Origin of the sequence: Enterobacter sp. WPR_3_1 (genome assembly GCF_003635055.1) — a bacterium.
GTDB lineage: Bacteria > Pseudomonadota > Gammaproteobacteria > Enterobacterales > Enterobacteriaceae > Enterobacter > Enterobacter ludwigii.
The window spans coordinates 530,169-547,638 of sequence record NZ_RBXU01000008.1 but is presented as its reverse complement, the minus strand read 5'-3'; the positions used below and the strand labels follow the sequence as shown (position 1 = coordinate 547,638).

Genomic DNA, 17,470 nt, shown 5'->3' with positions numbered 1-17,470 from the left:
TAATCCCCTCAATAACATTAATAACACATTGGTGTTAGCAATATTAATTACTCCATTCACAATCCTTTAAACACTGTTAACGTATCAATGACCTTTTCACGATCCCAAGAGACAAAAACAAACCATTGTAAACAAAGAGTTATATGAAAATGGTTATATGAAATGTTAACAACCTTGAGTAAAATCCATATCAAAATAAATAATAACCACATACGCCAGAGTGGTTATTATCAGTTGAACAAAAACACCACCGCAACTCTATTTTCTTGATCGCGATCAAGCATCGAGACAGTCAAAGGCGCAATATATAAATATCATCAATTTTTAATTTAGCGCATCAAAAATGCGTTAAATCGCTATTACTGAAATAGCAAATGCGCACCTTTAGTAACTAAATAAAATAAAAACAAACTAAAGAAAGCAAATGAATATTTCAGCGCATAACCGAATTCCTGACAACTTAAGACGCGAAACTATGAATACAAAAACTGCTGTAACGCCCCCTGTGGCGAGTCACGCATCCAACGGAAAGGCAAAACGTCTGCTAATGATGGCATTGCCCATTGTCGTTGCCGTGCTGTTACTGTTTGTTCCGGTCCCGGAAGGGCTTCCTCCTTACGCGTGGCACTACTTCGCTATCTTTGTCGGCGTGATTGTCGGTTTAATCTTCGAACCGCTGCCAGGCGCGGTCATTGGCCTGACCGGCGTCGTGGCAATTGCGCTCTGCAGCCAGTGGGTGTTGTTCAGCCCGGAACAATTGGCCGACCCGAAATTCAAACTGGCGGGTGCCTCCTTTAAATGGGCCGTGAGCGGTTTTGGTAACTCTACCGTATGGCTGATTTTCGGTGCCTTCATGTTTGCCGCAGGCTATGACAAAACCCGCTTCGGCCGCCGTCTGGCGCTGATTCTGGTGAAATATCTGGGTCGTCGCAGCCTGACGCTCGGTTACGCTATCACCTTCGCGGACCTGCTGCTGGCACCGTTTACACCTTCCAACACCGCGCGTAGTGGCGGGACCATCTATCCGATTATCGCTAACCTGCCGCCGCTGTATGGTTCAAAACCGAACGATCCAAGCGCGCGTAAAATTGGTTCTTACCTGATGTGGGTGGCGATCACCGCGGCCTGTATTACCAGCTCAATGTTCCTGTCTGCCCTCGCACCGAACCTGCTGGCGCTGGCGCTGGTGAAAAGCACCGTGGGGATCGACATCTCCTGGGGCACCTGGTTTATCGCATTCCTGCCGCTGGGCGTGCTGCTGATTCTGACCATGCCGCTGCTGGCCTACTGGTTCTACCCGCCTGAAGTTAAAGTGAACAACGAAGTGCCACTGTGGGCGACCCGTGAACTGGAAAAACTGGGCAAACTGTCCCGTAACGAAATCCTGCTGCTGATTTTCGTCTGCTGCGCGCTGCTGATGTGGATTTTCGCCGCCGCGTGGATTGAACCGGCGATGGCTGCACTGTTAATCGTGGGTCTGATGCTGTGGACCGGGGTGCTGGAGTGGAACGATATCACCGGGAATAAAGCCGCCTGGAACACCTTCGTCTGGTTCGCCACCCTGGTTGCGCTGGCGGATGGTCTCTCCTCCACGGGCTTCATTAGCTGGCTGGGTAAAGAAGGCGGTCTGCTGATGAGCGGTATCTCGCCGGGTGTTGCCACCATCGTACTGCTGCTGGCGTTCTACCTGCTGCACTACCTGTTTGCCAGCACCACCGCACACACCACGGCGCTGCTGCCAGCGATGCTGACCATCGCCTCTACCATTCCTGGCATGAATATGGAGGTGTTCGTCCTGCTGATGGTGACCTCCCTGGGTGTCATGGGGATTATCACCCCTTACGGTACCGGCCCTAGCCCTATCTACTACGGTAGCGGCTACCTGCCAACCAAAGACTACTGGCGCCTCGGCACCATCTTTGGTGCCATCTTCCTGGCGGCCCTGCTGCTGATTGGTTATCCGTGGATGTCCATGATGTTCTGATCCCTGACCGCCGGACTACCCCTCCGGCGGTTTTATTTTTTTGGAGCAATACGCTATGTCAAACAAACCGTTTTACTACCAGAACCCCTTCCCTCTTGCACACGACGATACCGAATACTATCTGCTGACCAAAGAACATGTCTCTGTTGCCGAATTTGAGGGTCAGGAGATCCTGAAAGTGGAACCCGAAGCGCTGACGCTGCTGGCACAGCAGGCCTTCCACGACGCCGCCTTTATGCTGCGCCCTTCGCATCAGAAACAGGTTGCCGCTATTCTTAACGACCCACAAGCCAGCGAAAATGATAAATACGTTGCCCTGCAGTTCCTGCGCAACTCTGAAATCGCGGCCAAAGGCGTGCTGCCCACCTGCCAGGATACCGGTACGGCGATCATCATGGGTAAAAAAGGCCAGCGCGTCTGGACCGGTGGCGGTGACGAAGCCGCGCTGAGTCAGGGTGTCTATAACACCTACATCGAAGATAACCTGCGTTATTCCCAGAATGCCGCGCTGGATATGTATAAAGAGGTCAATACCGGCACTAACCTGCCTGCGCAGATCGATCTCTACAGCGTCGACGGGGACGAGTATAAATTCCTGTGCATGGCAAAAGGCGGCGGTTCCGCGAATAAAACCTATCTCTATCAGGAAACCAAAGCGCTGATTACCCCGGCGAAGCTGAAAAACTACCTGGTTGAGAAAATGCGTACCCTGGGTACCGCGGCCTGCCCGCCTTACCATATTGCCTTCGTGATTGGGGGAACGTCGGCTGAAGCGACGCTGAAAACCGTTAAGCTCGCCTCAACGCGCTATTACGACGCGCTGCCCACCGAAGGCAACGAACACGGTCAGGCGTTCCGTGATGTTCAGCTCGAACAGGAACTGCTTCAGGAAGCACAGAACCTCGGCCTCGGCGCGCAGTTTGGCGGGAAATACTTCGCCCATGATATTCGCGTGATCCGTCTGCCGCGCCACGGTGCCTCCTGCCCCATTGGCATGGGCGTCTCCTGCTCCGCTGACCGCAACATCAAAGCCAAAATCAACCGCGACGGTATCTGGATTGAGAAGCTGGAACACAATCCGGGCCAGTATATTCCTGAATTCCTGCGTCAACAGGGTGAAGGCGACGTGGTCAGCATCAATCTGAATAAGCCGATGAAGGAGATCCTGGCCCAGCTTTCTGCTCATCCGGTCTCTACCCGCCTGTCACTGAACGGCACAATCATCGTGGCGCGCGACATTGCCCACGCGAAGCTGAAAGAGCTGCTCGACAACGGTGAAGAACTGCCGCAGTACGTCAAAGACCATCCAATCTACTACGCAGGCCCGGCCAAGACTCCGGAAGGCTATGCATCAGGCTCTCTCGGCCCAACCACGGCTGGACGGATGGATTCGTACGTCGACCTGCTGCAGTCTCACGGTGCGAGCATGATCATGCTGGCGAAAGGCAACCGTAGCCAGCAGGTGACCGATGCCTGTCATAAGCACGGCGGTTTCTACCTCGGCAGCATCGGCGGCCCGGCGGCGGTACTGGCACAAAACAGCATCAAGCGTCTGGAGTGCGTGGCCTATCCTGAACTGGGTATGGAAGCCATCTGGAAAATCGAAGTGGAAAACTTCCCGGCGTTTATCCTGGTGGATGACAAAGGTAACGACTTCTTCCAGCAGATCCAGAATCAGCAGTGCAATGGGTGTTCACAGCGCTGAGTTTTTCCACAACGCCGGTAACAGCGACAGCGTTTCAGCGATCCTCTCTCGCTTGTCGCTTCCCGGCTTCCAGATGGTCACCATCGTCTGACTTATCCCCTGGCTGCCCACTTCGGTGTGCAGCCTTTTTACCTTTTTCCACCCGGTCGGCTGGAAATGCGTCGGTAAAAATCCCCAGCCGCATCCCTGCTCCAGCAGGCCCCGCAACATCTCCAGCTCATTGGTGAAAAGGGTGTGCCCCGATATCTGCAGACGACGTGCCACCGGCTCATCCGAGGCGGCGTGCATAATCACCTGCGGCACCAGCGACAACTCAAGCAGCGACAGCGGCTGCGTGGCTTCAGCGAACAGCGTGTTGCAGGCGTAGAAATCCATATCGATCGCCCCGAGCGCCCGCCACTCCATTTCATTACCCACACTGCGATTACGTGCCTGGCAAATGCCCAGATCCGCCTGCCCGCTGGCCAGCATCGCTTCAGCCTCATCCCGGGAGGCGCTGACCAGGCTCAGACGTAAATGTCGCTTCGCCATCTCGCCAATCAGCGCCTGCAAAAATGGCCTTGAGGTAAAGGGATCGTAAACCAGCGTGATGTCCTGCGTAGCACGCTCCGGTACCGCGCTGGCAAATGCCTCAAAGGCTTTCACCTGGCGCATCAGCAGGTGCGCCTGCCGCTGCAGCTGCTCGCCCTCAGGGGTCAGACGCAGTGTGCGTCCTTCACGCACAAACAGCCTGTACCCTAATCCATCTTCGAGAAAATCAATCAGGTCGCGCAGCGTCGTACGATCTTTCCCGAGCTTCATCGCCGCTTTTGCCAGGCCACCGTATTCCACCACGGCGGTAAACGCTTCCAGTTGGGCAAAGGAATAAATTACCGTCGACACGCCACTCTCCATTCAGTTTTCGGGGGGAATTTCCCCCATTACGCGTTTTTTATTATAAGTCGCGGGTTCTTAAACTGAAGGCGTTCCTAATCACAGCGAGAAAAATGATGAATTATCCTTCACTGAACCGCACGCTGCTGGCGGGCGTTGTAATTAGCCTGTGCAGCGGTCTGTTTGCGCCTGTCGCGCTGGCTGCCTGCGACGGTACTGACCTGAACACCTGCCCTGCTCCGTTCGACAAACAGCTTCCTGACACGCACAAGATGCTCACCTGGAGCCAGGCGGATCGCGTGGTCGGCTTTCGAAATGACTACCGCAACTACGCGGGAGATGTGTTCCATCACGGCAACGCCACGCCGCTGCTCAGCGCAGAGAAACCGCTCACTGACGCCCGCTATCAGGTCAACGGCAAGACCTATAACCTGCAGGACTACCTGAAACGTCAGAACGTGAGCGGCATGCTGGTACTGAAAGACGGCAAAATCGCGTGGAAATATCTCGGCGAAGGCAATACGGATACGACGCTCTGGACCTCCCGTTCGGTCGGGAAATCCGTGGTCTCAACGTTGGTTGGTGTGGCTCTCAAAGAGGGAAAAATTCGCTCACTCGACGACCTGGTCACGCAATACGAGCCAGACCTGAAAGGCACCGCCTGGGACGGTGTGACGTAAAACAGCTGATCACCCACACCTCCGGCGTGGCATGGAACGAAGACTACACCAATCCCACCTCCGATTTCGCACAGCTCACCGAGTGTGAAGCGAAACCAGGTACCTATGACTGCGTGCGTAAACTGGTGTCCGGGCTGAAACGCGAACACCCGGCAGGCCAGCACTGGTCTTACTCCTCCGGTGGTGCCTGGCTGTTGGGTGACGTGCTTGAGCGTGCAACGGGCATGACCCTGGCCGCCTATCTTGAGAAGAGCATCTGGCAGCCGTACGGCATGGCGAGCGACGGTGTATGGCATGCCTACCGTAAAGGTCAGCATGATGTCGGCGCGCATGGCTTTAACGCCACGCTGGAAGACTGGGGACGCTTCGGGGAGTTTATCCTGCATAACGGCACACTACCGAACGGCAAACAGATCCTGCCTGACAACTGGGTGAAAGACGCCTCATGCTGGACGCAGGCTGATGGATCTGTCTCTGACGCACACCCGACCGGCTTGTACGGCTATCAGTGGTGGAACAACGAAGTGCCCGTCACGGCCACGAAGGTGGTGCCCGCGGCGAATGAGTCGCTGAAAGGCTCGCTCTGGGCGCTGGGGATCTTTGGGCAGATGATCATGGTAAACCAGGCGGAAAATCTGGTGATCGTTCAGTGGTCCACCTGGCCGCAGGCCGAACCGTCGTTTAGCGCACAGCCGCTGGAAGCCTCACTGATGTTCAGTGCGATTGCCAACGCGTTGCGGTAAGTCGCGGTAAGTGATAGTTAACAGCCAGGCATCGCCTGGCTTTTGTATTCTCTGCAAACAAGGGTGCCTCTGCGCGATGTCACAAAACGGCAATATCAGTGACTTACCCAAACTGGTGAATAAAAAATCAATTAATTGTTAAGTTGTTGTTACGGCAATCACTCCCGATCGACCACGCGCTATTGATGCGTTAAATGCATCAGTCCATGTATTAATTGCGCTTATAAATTTGGGGTTCTTGATCCAGTTTTCAGAAACAGACGAGCAAAACGTCAACAATAAACTGGAGATAACCATGTTTTCCTCAACCTCACCTGCAACCGTTCGCTCGAAAGCGGGCGCGATACTTCGCGTGACGTCCGGCAACTTTCTCGAGCAATTCGACTTCTTCCTCTTTGGCTTTTATGCGACCTACATCGCGCATACCTTTTTCCCGGCGAGCAGTGAATTTGCTTCCCTGATGATGACGTTTGCCGTCTTCGGCGCAGGATTTTTAATGCGCCCCATCGGGGCAATCGTACTGGGTGCCTATATCGACAAGGTTGGGCGCAGAAAAGGACTCATCGTGACCCTGTCGATTATGGCGGCGGGTACCTTCCTGATCGTGCTTATTCCGTCTTATCACAGCATAGGTCTGTGGGCACCGTTACTGGTTCTGACTGGCCGACTGTTGCAGGGGTTTTCTGCCGGAGCGGAGCTGGGTGGTGTATCGGTCTATCTGGCTGAAATTGCCACGCCCGGCCGCAAAGGTTTTTACACCAGCTGGCAGTCCGGCAGCCAGCAGGTCGCGATTATGGTTGCGGCAGCCATGGGGTTTGCGCTGAATGCGCTGATGGCAGAGAGCGCCATTCGTGAATGGGGCTGGCGTATCCCGTTCCTGGTCGGCTGTTTAATCGTACCGTTTATCTTTTTCCTGCGCCGCAAGCTGGAGGAGACAGAGGAATTCAACGCACGCCGCCATCATCTGGAGATGCATCAGGTCTTTAAAACCCTGCTCGGTAACTGGCAGGTGGTCATTGCCGGCATGCTGATGGTGGCAATGACCACCACGGCCTTTTATCTGATCACCGTTTACGCGCCGACTTTCGGGAAAAAAGTGCTGATGCTCAGCGCTTCGGACAGCCTGCTGGTTACGCTTCTGGTGGCAATTTCCAACTTTATCTGGCTGCCGATAGGCGGTGCGCTGTCGGACCGCTTTGGGCGTAAACCGGTGCTTATCGCCATGACGCTGCTGGCTCTGGCGACGAGCTACCCGGCACTGACGCTGCTGGCGCAGGCACCGAGCTTCTCAATGATGCTGAGCGTCCTGCTGTGGCTCTCTTTCCTCTATGGCCTGTACAACGGTGCGATGATCCCGGCGCTCACGGAGATCATGCCTTCTGAAGTTCGCGTGGCGGGGTTCTCTCTGGCCTACAGTCTGGCAACGGCGGTATTTGGGGGGTTCACGCCGGTAATGTCTACCGCGCTGATTGAATATACCGGGGATAAAGCCTCTCCCGGCTACTGGATGAGTTTCGCCGCGGTATGCGCCCTGCTGGCAACGCTCTACCTGTACCGTCGTCGTGCAGTGACGCTGCAAAATACCGTGAAATCAGAGGGGGCGGCATGAGACTGATTCCTCGACTGACCACCGGCGCGTTGATACTGACCGTCCTGAGCTTCAGTGCCTCAGCGAAAGAGGTGACGGTCATGATCTCAGGCGGTTTTAAAGCCGCCCTTGAAAAGCTGGCACCGGAATATGAACGCCAGACCGGAGATAACATTGTGCTCATTCCCGGCCCGTCTATGGGAACGACTCCGCAGGCAATTCCTAACCGGCTTGCGCGCGGGGAAAAAGCCGACGTGGTGATCATGGTGGGCGATGCGCTGGCAACACTTGAAAAGGACAACCTGACTCAGCCTGGCTCGCGCACGGAACTTGCGGACTCCCCTGTCGGTATGGTGGTAAAAAAAGGCGCAGACGTCCCGGATATCAGTAACGAGGCAAAACTTCGCCATACGCTGCTTCAGGCGGAGTCCATCGCCTACTCCGACAGCGCCAGCGGCAGATACGTCAGCCAGACGCTGTTCAAAACGCTGGGGATTGAAAAAGAGGCGATGGGTAAAGCAACGAAGGTTGAGCGCATCCCCGTCGCCGAAGAAGTGGCGAAAGGGAAATACGCGGTAGGTTTCCAGCAGGTCAGCGAACTGCTGCCGATTCCAGGGGTGACGTTTGTTGGCAAACTCCCGGACAACCTGCAATACATCACCCGCTTTGCGGGCGCCGTGACCCGCCACGCCGACCATCCTGGCGAAGGGAAAGCGCTGCTGGATTACCTTTCCTCGACACAGTCCAGCGCCGTGATTCGCGACACGGGGATGAGCCCCGTCACGTCCCGCGGTACTGCTCAGTAATATGTTTTTCCAGTTCAGCCGCAATGTAAGACTGGATGCGCCCCCGGCGTCGAATCAACCCCACAGTGCGTTTCACCTCCGGCGCCACGAGCGGGACAGACGTCAGTAGCGAGTGCTCTGACATCGGCATCGACATGGCGGGCACGGCAGCAATGCCGATGCCCGCCTCTACCATACCGAGCATCGTGGTCACATGGCGCGTTTCGCAAACGCTGGGACGCGCAGGCACGATATCCCCCAGCATCCGGTCGAGCAGGTTACGGTTGCCTGACGTTTTGTCGAGGATGATATAGTCCTGCTGATAAAACGCCTGCCACGTCAGGTGAGTCTTTTTTGCCAGAGGGTGATCGCGCCTGCACGCGGCGACATAGCTATCTTCCACAAGGGGGAAAAACTCGATTTCAGAGGGCAAACTCCCGGTGAAACAGATCCCGAAATCCGCCTGGCTACGGGCAACCGCGTCAATGACATTCCCCGCGCTGCTGTCGATGAGCTTAATCCGGACACGCGGATAACGGGACTGAAAGCGACGAATGACATCCGGCATAAAGTAATAGGCCGCAGACGGTACCGTAGCGACGGTAATCAGCCCGGTCCGCTCTTCACTCACTTTATCAATATCAGCCAGCATGGACTCAACGTTATCGAGCAACTGCGCTGAACGTTCAGCAAAGTTCTGCCCGTACAGTGTCAGAGCCACGTGGCGGGTGGTCCGGTCAAACAGCTTCGCTCCCAGCGCCGCCTCCAGTTTTTCAATCCTGCGGCTCAGTGCTGACGGGGACAAACAGATAGATTCAGCAGCAACCCGAAAGTTGCCGTATTCCACTAACGCTCTGAAAGCATAAAGATCGTTAAGGTCAAAATTTACGGGCATAGCGTCTGAATGTCCTGTCTGGCAATACGAACGAAAGTCAAAAATAATAGCGGCTTATTGTCCTGCCGCAACCGGTGAAACACCGAAATCCCTTAAGGAGTTGGTTTTCACGCTGACCTTAATGGGGGAAGTGTCATAAGATTAGGCTTCGACTGAGTTCACAAAATGAAGGTGATACCAGCAAACCGCTATCCACCGTTACGTACGAAGTGATAGTTTATCCAGGCTGGAATTGAAGCAATGACCGAATGTCTGGCATTTTAACAGAACCTTACCTTCCCCTTTTGTTCAAGTGACGAGTTTGCGAGCAAAGCGATGATTAAGTGGCCCTGGAAAACGAATGACGCTGGCCGAAATATGGCGCTGCCGTGGGATGAAGCGCTGGCGATCCCTGTTCTGGCTAATCTTCAGCCGGATGAACAATCAAAACTGGTTCAACTGGCGGATCGCTTTTTGCAGCAAAAACGTCTGGTTCCGCTGCAGGGCTTCGAGCTGGATCCCCTGAAAAACGCGCGTATCGCCCTGCTTTTCTGTCTGCCGGTACTGGAACTCGGTATTGAGTGGCTGGATGGCTTCCATGAAGTGCTCATCTACCCTGCACCGTTTGTGGTGGACGATGAATGGCAGGACGATTTCGGCCTGGTGCATAACCAGCGGGTGGTGCAGTCCGGGCAAAGCTGGCAGCAAGGGCCCATCATCCTGAACTGGCTTGATATTCAGGACTCGTTCGACGCATCCGGCTTTAACCTGATCATTCACGAAGTGGCGCATAAGCTGGATACCCGCAATGGGGATCGCGCCAGCGGTGTACCGCTGATCCCGCTTCGTGAGGTTGCAGGTTGGGAACACGATCTGCATGCGGCAATGGATAATATCCAGGATGAGATAGATCTGGTGGGCGAAAGTGCCGCCAGCATCGATGCCTATGCGGCAACCGATCCTGCGGAGTGCTTTGCGGTGCTGTCAGAATATTTCTTTAGCGCGCCTGAGCTTTTCGCCCCCCGTTTCCCGGCCCTCTGGCAACGGTTCTGTCAGTTTTATCAGCAAGACCCTCTGCTGCGTCTGCGGCAAAATGAGGATCCTGCCGGCAATTCATCTCACCAGCTCCATTAAGACGGGTCGACATGGGTACGATTGACCGACCGTACCCATAGGCTCATCACCAGAAACATCAGCGCCATCACCCAGGCGGCCTGCGTTAAAAATACCTCGCCGAATAAACGCGTGACGACAGGCACCAGCAGCGCACTCAGGCCGTAGCCCAGCGTGTGGCTGGTGGCAATCACTCCCGCCCCTTTTCCGGTGGTCAGCCGTTCATTCAGCAGCAGCTGGTATCCCGGCGTCGCCATGGCGGCTCCCAGCGACGTCATGACAATTCCCACGTAGAACAACACCAGCCCGGCAATACACATTAGCCCCAGTCCCGTCACCATCAGTACCGCGGCCAGGCAGAGCAATGTCACCGGGCTGAAATGCTGTGGACGGACCACCAGAAATTGCGCAGCGAGGGTTGCCAGCGCGGCCAGACTCAGCAGCAGCGCGACATGATGACTCACCTCTCGCGGGTTACCCTCCAGCAGAGGGCTGAGATGCGGTGACAGGCCAAGCTGCATCAGGCTCACCAGTGCGGCCAGAAGCAACGCCAGCACAAGGTACGGCAGCATTGAAACCTGCACACGCGTCGCCTGATGCGCGACCGGCGGCAGCGGCGGATCGGCGACCTCTCGAAGGACCAGCAGGAGAGCAATAAACGGTGCAATCGCCATCAACCAGAGGGGTGCCACCGGATTGACGCTAAGCATCATCGCCGCCAGCGGCGGCCCCAGCAGACGACCGCAGCTGAGGCCGGAGCTAATGGTCGCCAGCGCGGCCATGCGTTTATCCAGACCCGCGCGCTGAATGGCCCATGTCTGAGCCGCGGGCACCAGCCCTGAGACGGTCAGGCCGTACAGCGTGCGCGAGAGGATCAGGCCCGCCAGCCCCCAGACAGCACTCATCATCCCGCTTGCCATCGCCCAGACCACCAGCGCCATCACGACGAAACTTGCCAGATAGCCACTTAGCGAGGCCTGCATCACGACCTTGCAGCCGTGTCGCTCACTCTGGCGTCCCCACCACGGCGATGCGGGTAAAAAGAGCATGGAGCCGAACATTAACAGCCCCGCCCAGACGGAGAGCGATAACCCGGTCAGGGTGACCAGTTGCGGCAGCATGACCAGCAAACCGTTTTGCCCAATACCTAACAATCCGGCGCATAGCGCCAGTGGCCAGTTCGCTTTCGGGGTGAGGTTTTCCGTCAGTGTTTCAGGGTAAGTGCGCATGAGAATGTGAACATAGTGTCAATAAATGTGTGGAAATCATGAAGTTTATGAAAACAAATATTGCAAAAATAGTTGCGACTGTAAACAGAATGCATATCATAACGATAATTATTATCAATCATGGAATGAGGTACACCTATGCGTACTCTGCCCCGCTCCGCCGGTACAGACGTTGCGGCCCAGTGTTTTTTGAACGCCCTGTTGCGTGAAACGAAGGACTGGCGCTATCTCCCCGCTACCGTTGCGGATGAGCTATCGCAGATTCATATTCCGCTCTCTTCAACCCAGGCCATTCGGGTTCCGGTACGCTATTTCTCTCCAACTCAGCATCATCAGTATCACTTTCCGGCGACGCTTATCCAGCGCGACAGCGACAGCGGTGACGCCGTCACTTTCACGCAACTGATTGACTTAATTCTGGAAAAACCTTCAGTTAAGGGCTCACTCGATACCGAAACGCTGGCTCGCTTTAAGCAACGCACCCTTGAAAGCCATGCCCACACCTGGCAGGCCATCGATTTGCGCCACAATTGGGCAACCCTGCGTGACAAACCGCTGAATTTTGCGCAAGCAGAACAGGCGCTGCTGGTGGGCCATGCGTTTCACCCGGCCCCCAAATCTCACGAGCCGTTTAACGAAAGTGAAGCGCGCCGCTATTTGCCTGATTTTGCCTCCCGCTTCCCGCTGCGCTGGTTTGCGGTTAAGCGTGAATTGATTGCCGGCGACAGCCTGGCCGTCTCTCTTCGCGAACGCCTGCTGCGCTTCGCAGCGCAGAGCGCCCCTGAGCTCCTCGGTCACTTCACCGATACCTGCTGGCTGCTGCCGATGCATCCGTGGCAGGCCGAGCATTTGCTGGGTCAGGCCTGGTGCCAGCGTCTTGTGGCTAACGGCGACCTGCAGGATTTGGGCGAAGCGGGCGCGCAGTGGCTGCCCACCAGCTCCTCGCGCTCGCTGTACAGCGAAACCAACAGCGACATGATCAAGTTTTCCCTCAGCGTGCGCCTGACCAACTCCGTGCGCACGCTGTCGGTGAAAGAGGTTAAACGCGGTATGCGCCTGGCGCGTCTGGCTAAGACAGCGCGCTGGCAGACCTTACAGGCACGCTACCCGACCCTGCGTGTTATGCAGGAAGACGGCTGGGCGGGGCTGCGTGATGAAAATGGCGTCATCCAGGAAGAGAGCCTGATGGCCCTGCGCGTGAACCTGCTGTTCGGGACACCAGACAGCCAGACCAACGTACTGGTGAGCCTGACGCAGGCGGCACCGGACGGAGGTGACAGTCTGCTGGTTGCGGCGGTACGTCGTCTGAGCCAGCGCCTGGATTTACCCCTTGCCGGGGCTGCGCGCTGCTGGGTGCAGGCGTATTGCGATCGCGTTTTACTTCCGCTGTTTAGCGCGGAAGCGGATTACGGCCTGGTTCTGCTGGCGCACCAGCAAAATATCCTCGTTGAGATGCAGCAGGATTTCCCCGTCGGGCTGATCTACCGCGATTGTCAGGGCAGCGCCTGGACTGAAGGGGCCGATGAATGGCTAAAAGAGGCGGGTGAACATGATGTGGAAAACCGTTTTGGCGAAAGCCAGCTGCTGCGCTACTTCCCCTACTACCTGCTGCTGAACTCAACGCTTGCCGTGACTGCCGCCCTCGCCGCCGCCGGTTTCGACAGCGAAGAGAGCCTGATGGCGCAGGTGCGTGACGCACTGGTCGAATTACGCAAAACAGCGAAACAGACCCGCTGCCTCGACTACGTGCTCGACAGCCCAACCTGGAACTGTAAAGGCAACTTTTTCTGCTACCTGCACGATCGCAACGAAAACACCATCGCCGATCCGGCAGTGATCTATTTCGACTTTAGCAACCCGTTTTACAAGGAGAAGGCGTGATGGCAAACGCGAATATCGCCCATTCTGGCTATGGCTTTCGCTGCACCGCAACGGAGAACACTCTACCCCTGACGTTAGGTCTCGACGGCAGCGCAGTGCTTGAGCGCGTGAGTGGTATCCCGGAAGGCTGGTTAGTCGACGCGCTGGATCAGCTGTTCATCGCCGCACCGGCACTGACCGGCGTCACGCTCCCCTGGTCTGCCTGGCAGGATGAACCGCAGGCGCAGGCGCTGTTTACGCTTGCCAGCGGAGATTATCTGGCGCGCGAAACGTTCTGGCAGTTGCCTCTGTGGCTGAAGGGAGAACGGCCCCAGAACCACGGCGGCATGCAGTTCGATGAAAGCCGTCAGCTTTACTTCCCGCTGCGCCCTCACCGTCCGCAAGGCGAAGTCTATCGCCGTTACGACCCGCAGATTAAACGCACCCTGAGTTTCCGCGTGGCCGATGTGGCGCAGGACGGCGAACGTTTCACCCGCTGGATGAACACCCCGCGCGTTAACGCCTTCTGGGAGATGGCCGGCCCGCAGGCGGAGCAGGAAAATTACCTGCGCCGTCAGCTCGACTCGACCTATTGTTATCCGCTTATCGGCTGCTTTGATGACCAGCCGTTCGGCTACTTTGAAATTTACTGGGCGGCGGAAGACCGTATTGGCCGTCACTATCGCTGGCAGCCGTTTGACCGCGGCCTGCACATGCTGGTTGGGGAAGAAAACTGGCGCGGCGCGCAGTATATCCGCAGCTGGCTGCGCGGTCTGAGCCATTATCTGTGGCTGGATGAGCCACGCACAACACGCATCGTTGCCGAGCCGCGTTTCGACAACCAGCGCCTGTTCCGCCATCTTTCGTCTGCCGGTTTCGAGACCGTAAAAGAGTTCGACTTCCCGCATAAACGCTCGCGCCTCATCATGAACCAGCGTCACCGCTTCTTCAGCGAGGTGGGACTGTGAACGTGTACTGGCAGAAAGTGAACCGCGACATGGTGGCGAAGATCCTCGCCGAGCTGGAATATGAACGCACCCTGAGCGCCCGGCAGCTTGCAGACAATCGCTGGCAAATCACCATAAGCGCGGAGACCTGGCAGTTCCAGGCCACGCGCGGGATCTGGGGCTGGCTGCATATCGACCCCGAGAGCCTGACCACCGTCAGCGGTAACGCAGTGGACGCAGAAACTGCACTGCTGCAGCTTGCGACGGTACTGGAGATGAGCGACGCGCAGACCGCGGAGCATCTGGAAGATCTCTATGCCACGCTGCGGGGTGATATTCAGCTGTTACAGGCGCGCGAAACGCTGGATGCTGACGCGCTCATTCATCTCGACCCGGACGAATTACAGTGCCTGATGAGCGGCCATCCTAAGTTTATCTTTAACAAGGGACGCCGCGGCTGGGGGCTGGATGCGCTACGCCAGTATGCTCCGGAATACCGTGGCCGTTTTCGCCTGCACTGGGTCGCCGTGCAACGTGCGCACCTGGTCTGGAGCAGCGATGTTGATTGCGATATCAATACCCTGCTGGCGAGCGCCATGGATAACGCCGAGCGCGCCCGGTTTGATGCCCGCTGGCAGGCGCTGGATCTTGATGATAACTGGCTGCCCGTGCCGCTGCATCCGTGGCAGTGGCAACAAAAGATTGCTGTCCATTTCCTGGCGCAACTCGCGCGCGGCGAAATGGTTGAGCTGGGCGAGTTTGGCGACGAGTACCTGGCGCAGCAATCGTTGCGTACCCTCACCAATGCCAGCCGCCGCGCGCCGTTTGACATCAAGCTGCCGCTGACCATTTACAACACCTCCTGCTATCGCGGTATTCCGGGTAAGTACATTGCCGCTGGCCCGCTGGCCTCACGCTGGTTACAGCAGCAGTTCGCCAGCGATGCCACGCTTATTCGCTGTGGCGCGCAGGTGCTTGGCGAGCCCGCGGCCGGGTATCTTTCCCACCCGGGTTACGCCGCGCTGCCGAAAGCGCCTTACCGCTATCAGGAGATGCTGGGGGTTATCTGGCGCGAAAATCCGTCCTGTTATCTTCAGCAGGGTGAAGAAGCGGTGCTGATGGCTGCGTTGATGGAGAGCGATAACGCCGGACGCCCCTTGATTGACGCATGGATTGCCCAATCCGGTTTGACCGCTGAAGCCTGGCTGGAAAAGCTCTTTGACGCGACGGTCATCCCCTTCTATCACCTGCTCTGCCGCTACGGCGTGGCGCTTATCGCCCACGGCCAGAACGTGACGCTGGTGATGAAAGACGCCATCCCGCAACGCATCCTGCTGAAAGATTTCCAGGGGGACATGCGCCTGGTGGATGAAGATTTCCCGCAGGCAGCAAGCCTGCCTGAACAGGTGAAGTCCGTCACGGCGCGCCTGAGTGCGGATTACATCATTCACGATCTGCAAACCGGTAATTTTGTCACGGTGCTGCGGTTTATTTCACGCCTTACCCTGCAAAGCGGCGTCAGCGAAACCCGTTTCTACCAGATCCTGGCCGAGGTATTGCGCCGCTATATGGCCGCGCATCCCGATCTCGCCGAACGCTTCGCGAAGTTTGATCTGTTTAAGCCGCAAATTATTCGCGTGATCCTCAACCCGGTCAAACTGACCTTCTCGGAACACGACGGCGGCAGCCGCATGTTGCCGAACTATGTCACCGATCTTGATAACCCTCTTTTTCTGGTCTCCCAGGAGTCAGCGCAATGAAAACGTATGATTTCATCGGCATTGGTATTGGCCCGTTTAACCTCAGCATCGCCGCACTGGCTGAAGGACTGGACGGTTTTAGTTCGCTGTTTCTTGAACGCAAGCCGCATTTCTCCTGGCACCCTGGCATGATGGTGCCGGACTGCCATATGCAAACCAGCTTCCTGAAAGATCTGGTGAGCGCCGTGGAACCCACCAATCGCCACAGTTTTCTTAACTATCTGGTGCAGCGTAAAAAGTTCTATCGTTTTCTGACCACCGAGCAGCGTACCGTTTCTCGCGAAGAGTTTGCCGATTACCTGTGCTGGGCCGCGGAAAATCTCACTAACCTGTCCTTCAGCCAGCAGGTACAGCAGGTCAGTTTTGATGAAAAAAACGGTCTGTTCGACGTGGTGACTCAGCGCGATCGCTTCCTGGCGCGTCACGTCTGCGTGGGAATTGGCAAACAGATTAACCTGCCTGACTGCGCTCCGGCGCAGGATGACAGCTGCTTCCACGCCAGCGAGATGATGCTGCGCACGCCGGATTTAGCGGGTAAACGCGTCACCGTCGTCGGCGGAGGTCAGAGTGGTGCGGATCTGTTTCTGAATATCTTCCGCGGGGAGTGGGGTCAGCCACTGAGCCTGAACTGGGTTTCCCGACGCAACAATTATAACGCGCTGGATGAAGCGGCTTTCGCCAACGAGTATTTCACACCGGAATATGTAGACAGCTTCTCTACGCTTGGCGAAGAGGCGCGTCGTCAGATGCTGCACGAGCAGAAGATGACCTCTGACGGCATCACTACGGAGTCTCTGCTGGCGATTTATCGCGCCATGTATCACCGCTTCGAAGTGCTGCGGGAAAAACCGTGGGCACACCTCCTGCCCTCTCGCTCGGTCACCGCGATCGCGCAGCAGGAAAACGGTAAGCGCCTGACGTTACAGCATCACCTTGACGGCGGCCGTGAACAACTCGATACCGACGTGGTGATTTTCGCTACCGGCTATCGCACCGCGCAGCCTGCGTTTCTGGCACCGCTCTCCCATCGCCTGCGTCTGGACGCCGACGAAACCTTCTGCATCAACAATGATTTCACCCTTGAATGGGACGGTCCGCAGAGCAACCGCCTGTTCGCCGTGAATGCCGGGATGCACCGTCTTGGCATTGCCGAACCCCAGCTCAGCCTGATGGCCTGGCGCGCCGCGCGAATTCTGAATCGCGCGCACGACGACGAGCCGTTTGAGCTGGCCACCACCCCTGGCGTGATCCACTGGCGTAGCACTCCCCGCCCGGACAGCAGCCAGGTTTATCAATCTTTAGCAAGAACCACCGAGTACTGACACACAC

12 protein-coding genes and 1 pseudogene are annotated in these 17,470 nt (G+C 56.6%); 10 read left to right on the top strand and 3 right to left on the bottom strand.

All coding sequences use genetic code 11. From position 1 onward, the window contains the following. The first annotated feature begins 475 nt into the window (after positions 1 to 475). Together BJ887_RS04295 and fumA are read left to right on the top strand one after the other, a co-directional pair. A complete protein-coding gene (locus tag BJ887_RS04295) occupies positions 476 to 1,984 on the top strand; it encodes an anion permease (RefSeq protein WP_074164934.1) in 1,509 nt (502 codons plus the stop codon). Between the two features lie 55 nt (positions 1,985 to 2,039). After that, positions 2,040 to 3,689: a class I fumarate hydratase FumA gene (gene fumA, locus BJ887_RS04290; RefSeq protein ID WP_121339361.1), complete on the top strand. Its 1,650-nt coding sequence runs from the start codon at positions 2,040 to 2,042 to the stop codon at positions 3,687 to 3,689. Here the strand turns inward: fumA and BJ887_RS04285 are convergent. Next, positions 3,678 to 4,583 carry a LysR family transcriptional regulator gene (locus tag BJ887_RS04285; protein WP_078774567.1) on the bottom strand — a complete coding sequence of 302 codons (906 nt, stop codon included), beginning with the start codon at positions 4,581 to 4,583 and terminating at the stop codon, positions 3,678 to 3,680. The genes fumA and BJ887_RS04285 overlap by 12 nt on opposite strands. 95 nt (positions 4,584 to 4,678) lie before the next feature. On the opposite strand from BJ887_RS04285, the pseudogene BJ887_RS04280 reads away from it, so the two are divergent. The 3 genes and pseudogenes from BJ887_RS04280 (at position 4,679) to BJ887_RS04270 (ending at position 8,379) form a co-directional block, all read left to right on the top strand. Then, positions 4,679 to 5,985: pseudogene (locus BJ887_RS04280) on the top strand (serine hydrolase domain-containing protein). A 295-nt stretch (positions 5,986 to 6,280) separates the two neighbouring features. Then, entirely contained in the window at positions 6,281 to 7,594 is a 1,314-nt protein-coding gene (locus BJ887_RS04275) for an MFS transporter (protein WP_020883317.1), read from the top strand. After that, positions 7,591 to 8,379, top strand: coding sequence for a substrate-binding domain-containing protein (locus tag BJ887_RS04270; protein ID WP_041162759.1), 789 nt, complete (start codon positions 7,591 to 7,593; stop codon positions 8,377 to 8,379). Before BJ887_RS04275 ends, BJ887_RS04270 begins: the two co-directional genes overlap by 4 nt. On the opposite strand, the gene BJ887_RS04265 is transcribed toward BJ887_RS04270, so the two are convergent. Beyond that, on the bottom strand, positions 8,354 to 9,253 hold the full coding sequence (locus tag BJ887_RS04265) for a LysR family transcriptional regulator (RefSeq protein WP_121339359.1): 900 nt from the start codon (positions 9,251 to 9,253) through the stop codon (positions 8,354 to 8,356). The two genes, BJ887_RS04270 and BJ887_RS04265, sit on opposite strands and share 26 nt — an antisense overlap. A gap of 315 nt (positions 9,254 to 9,568) precedes the next feature. Between BJ887_RS04265 and mtfA the strand changes: the two genes are divergently transcribed. Further along, positions 9,569 to 10,366 carry a DgsA anti-repressor MtfA gene (mtfA, locus tag BJ887_RS04260; protein ID WP_014170764.1) on the top strand — a complete coding sequence of 266 codons (798 nt, stop codon included), beginning with the start codon at positions 9,569 to 9,571 and terminating at the stop codon, positions 10,364 to 10,366. Here mtfA and BJ887_RS04255 read toward each other — a convergent pair. Continuing rightward, a complete protein-coding gene (locus BJ887_RS04255) occupies positions 10,363 to 11,574 on the bottom strand; it encodes an MFS transporter (RefSeq protein WP_121339357.1) in 1,212 nt (403 codons plus the stop codon). The genes mtfA and BJ887_RS04255 overlap by 4 nt on opposite strands. Positions 11,575 to 11,712: 138 nt before the next feature. On the opposite strand from BJ887_RS04255, the gene BJ887_RS04250 reads away from it, so the two are divergent. Genes BJ887_RS04250 through BJ887_RS04235 form a run of 4 tightly spaced genes read left to right on the top strand, consistent with a single transcriptional unit; the run spans position 11,713 to position 17,463 of the window. Next, positions 11,713 to 13,455, top strand: a complete 1,743-nt coding sequence (locus tag BJ887_RS04250) for an IucA/IucC family siderophore biosynthesis protein (RefSeq protein WP_121339355.1) — start codon at positions 11,713 to 11,715, stop codon at positions 13,453 to 13,455. Beyond that, positions 13,455 to 14,402, top strand: a complete 948-nt coding sequence (locus tag BJ887_RS04245) for a GNAT family N-acetyltransferase (protein WP_121339354.1) — start codon at positions 13,455 to 13,457, stop codon at positions 14,400 to 14,402. Before BJ887_RS04250 ends, BJ887_RS04245 begins: the two co-directional genes overlap by 1 nt. Further along, positions 14,399 to 16,141 carry an IucA/IucC family siderophore biosynthesis protein gene (gene iucC, locus BJ887_RS04240; RefSeq protein ID WP_121339352.1) on the top strand — a complete coding sequence of 581 codons (1,743 nt, stop codon included), beginning with the start codon at positions 14,399 to 14,401 and terminating at the stop codon, positions 16,139 to 16,141. Before BJ887_RS04245 ends, iucC begins: the two co-directional genes overlap by 4 nt. Continuing rightward, on the top strand, positions 16,138 to 17,463 hold the full coding sequence (locus BJ887_RS04235; protein ID WP_014170769.1) for a lysine N(6)-hydroxylase/L-ornithine N(5)-oxygenase family protein: 1,326 nt from the start codon (positions 16,138 to 16,140) through the stop codon (positions 17,461 to 17,463). Before iucC ends, BJ887_RS04235 begins: the two co-directional genes overlap by 4 nt. Positions 17,464 to 17,470 lie beyond the last annotated feature (7 nt).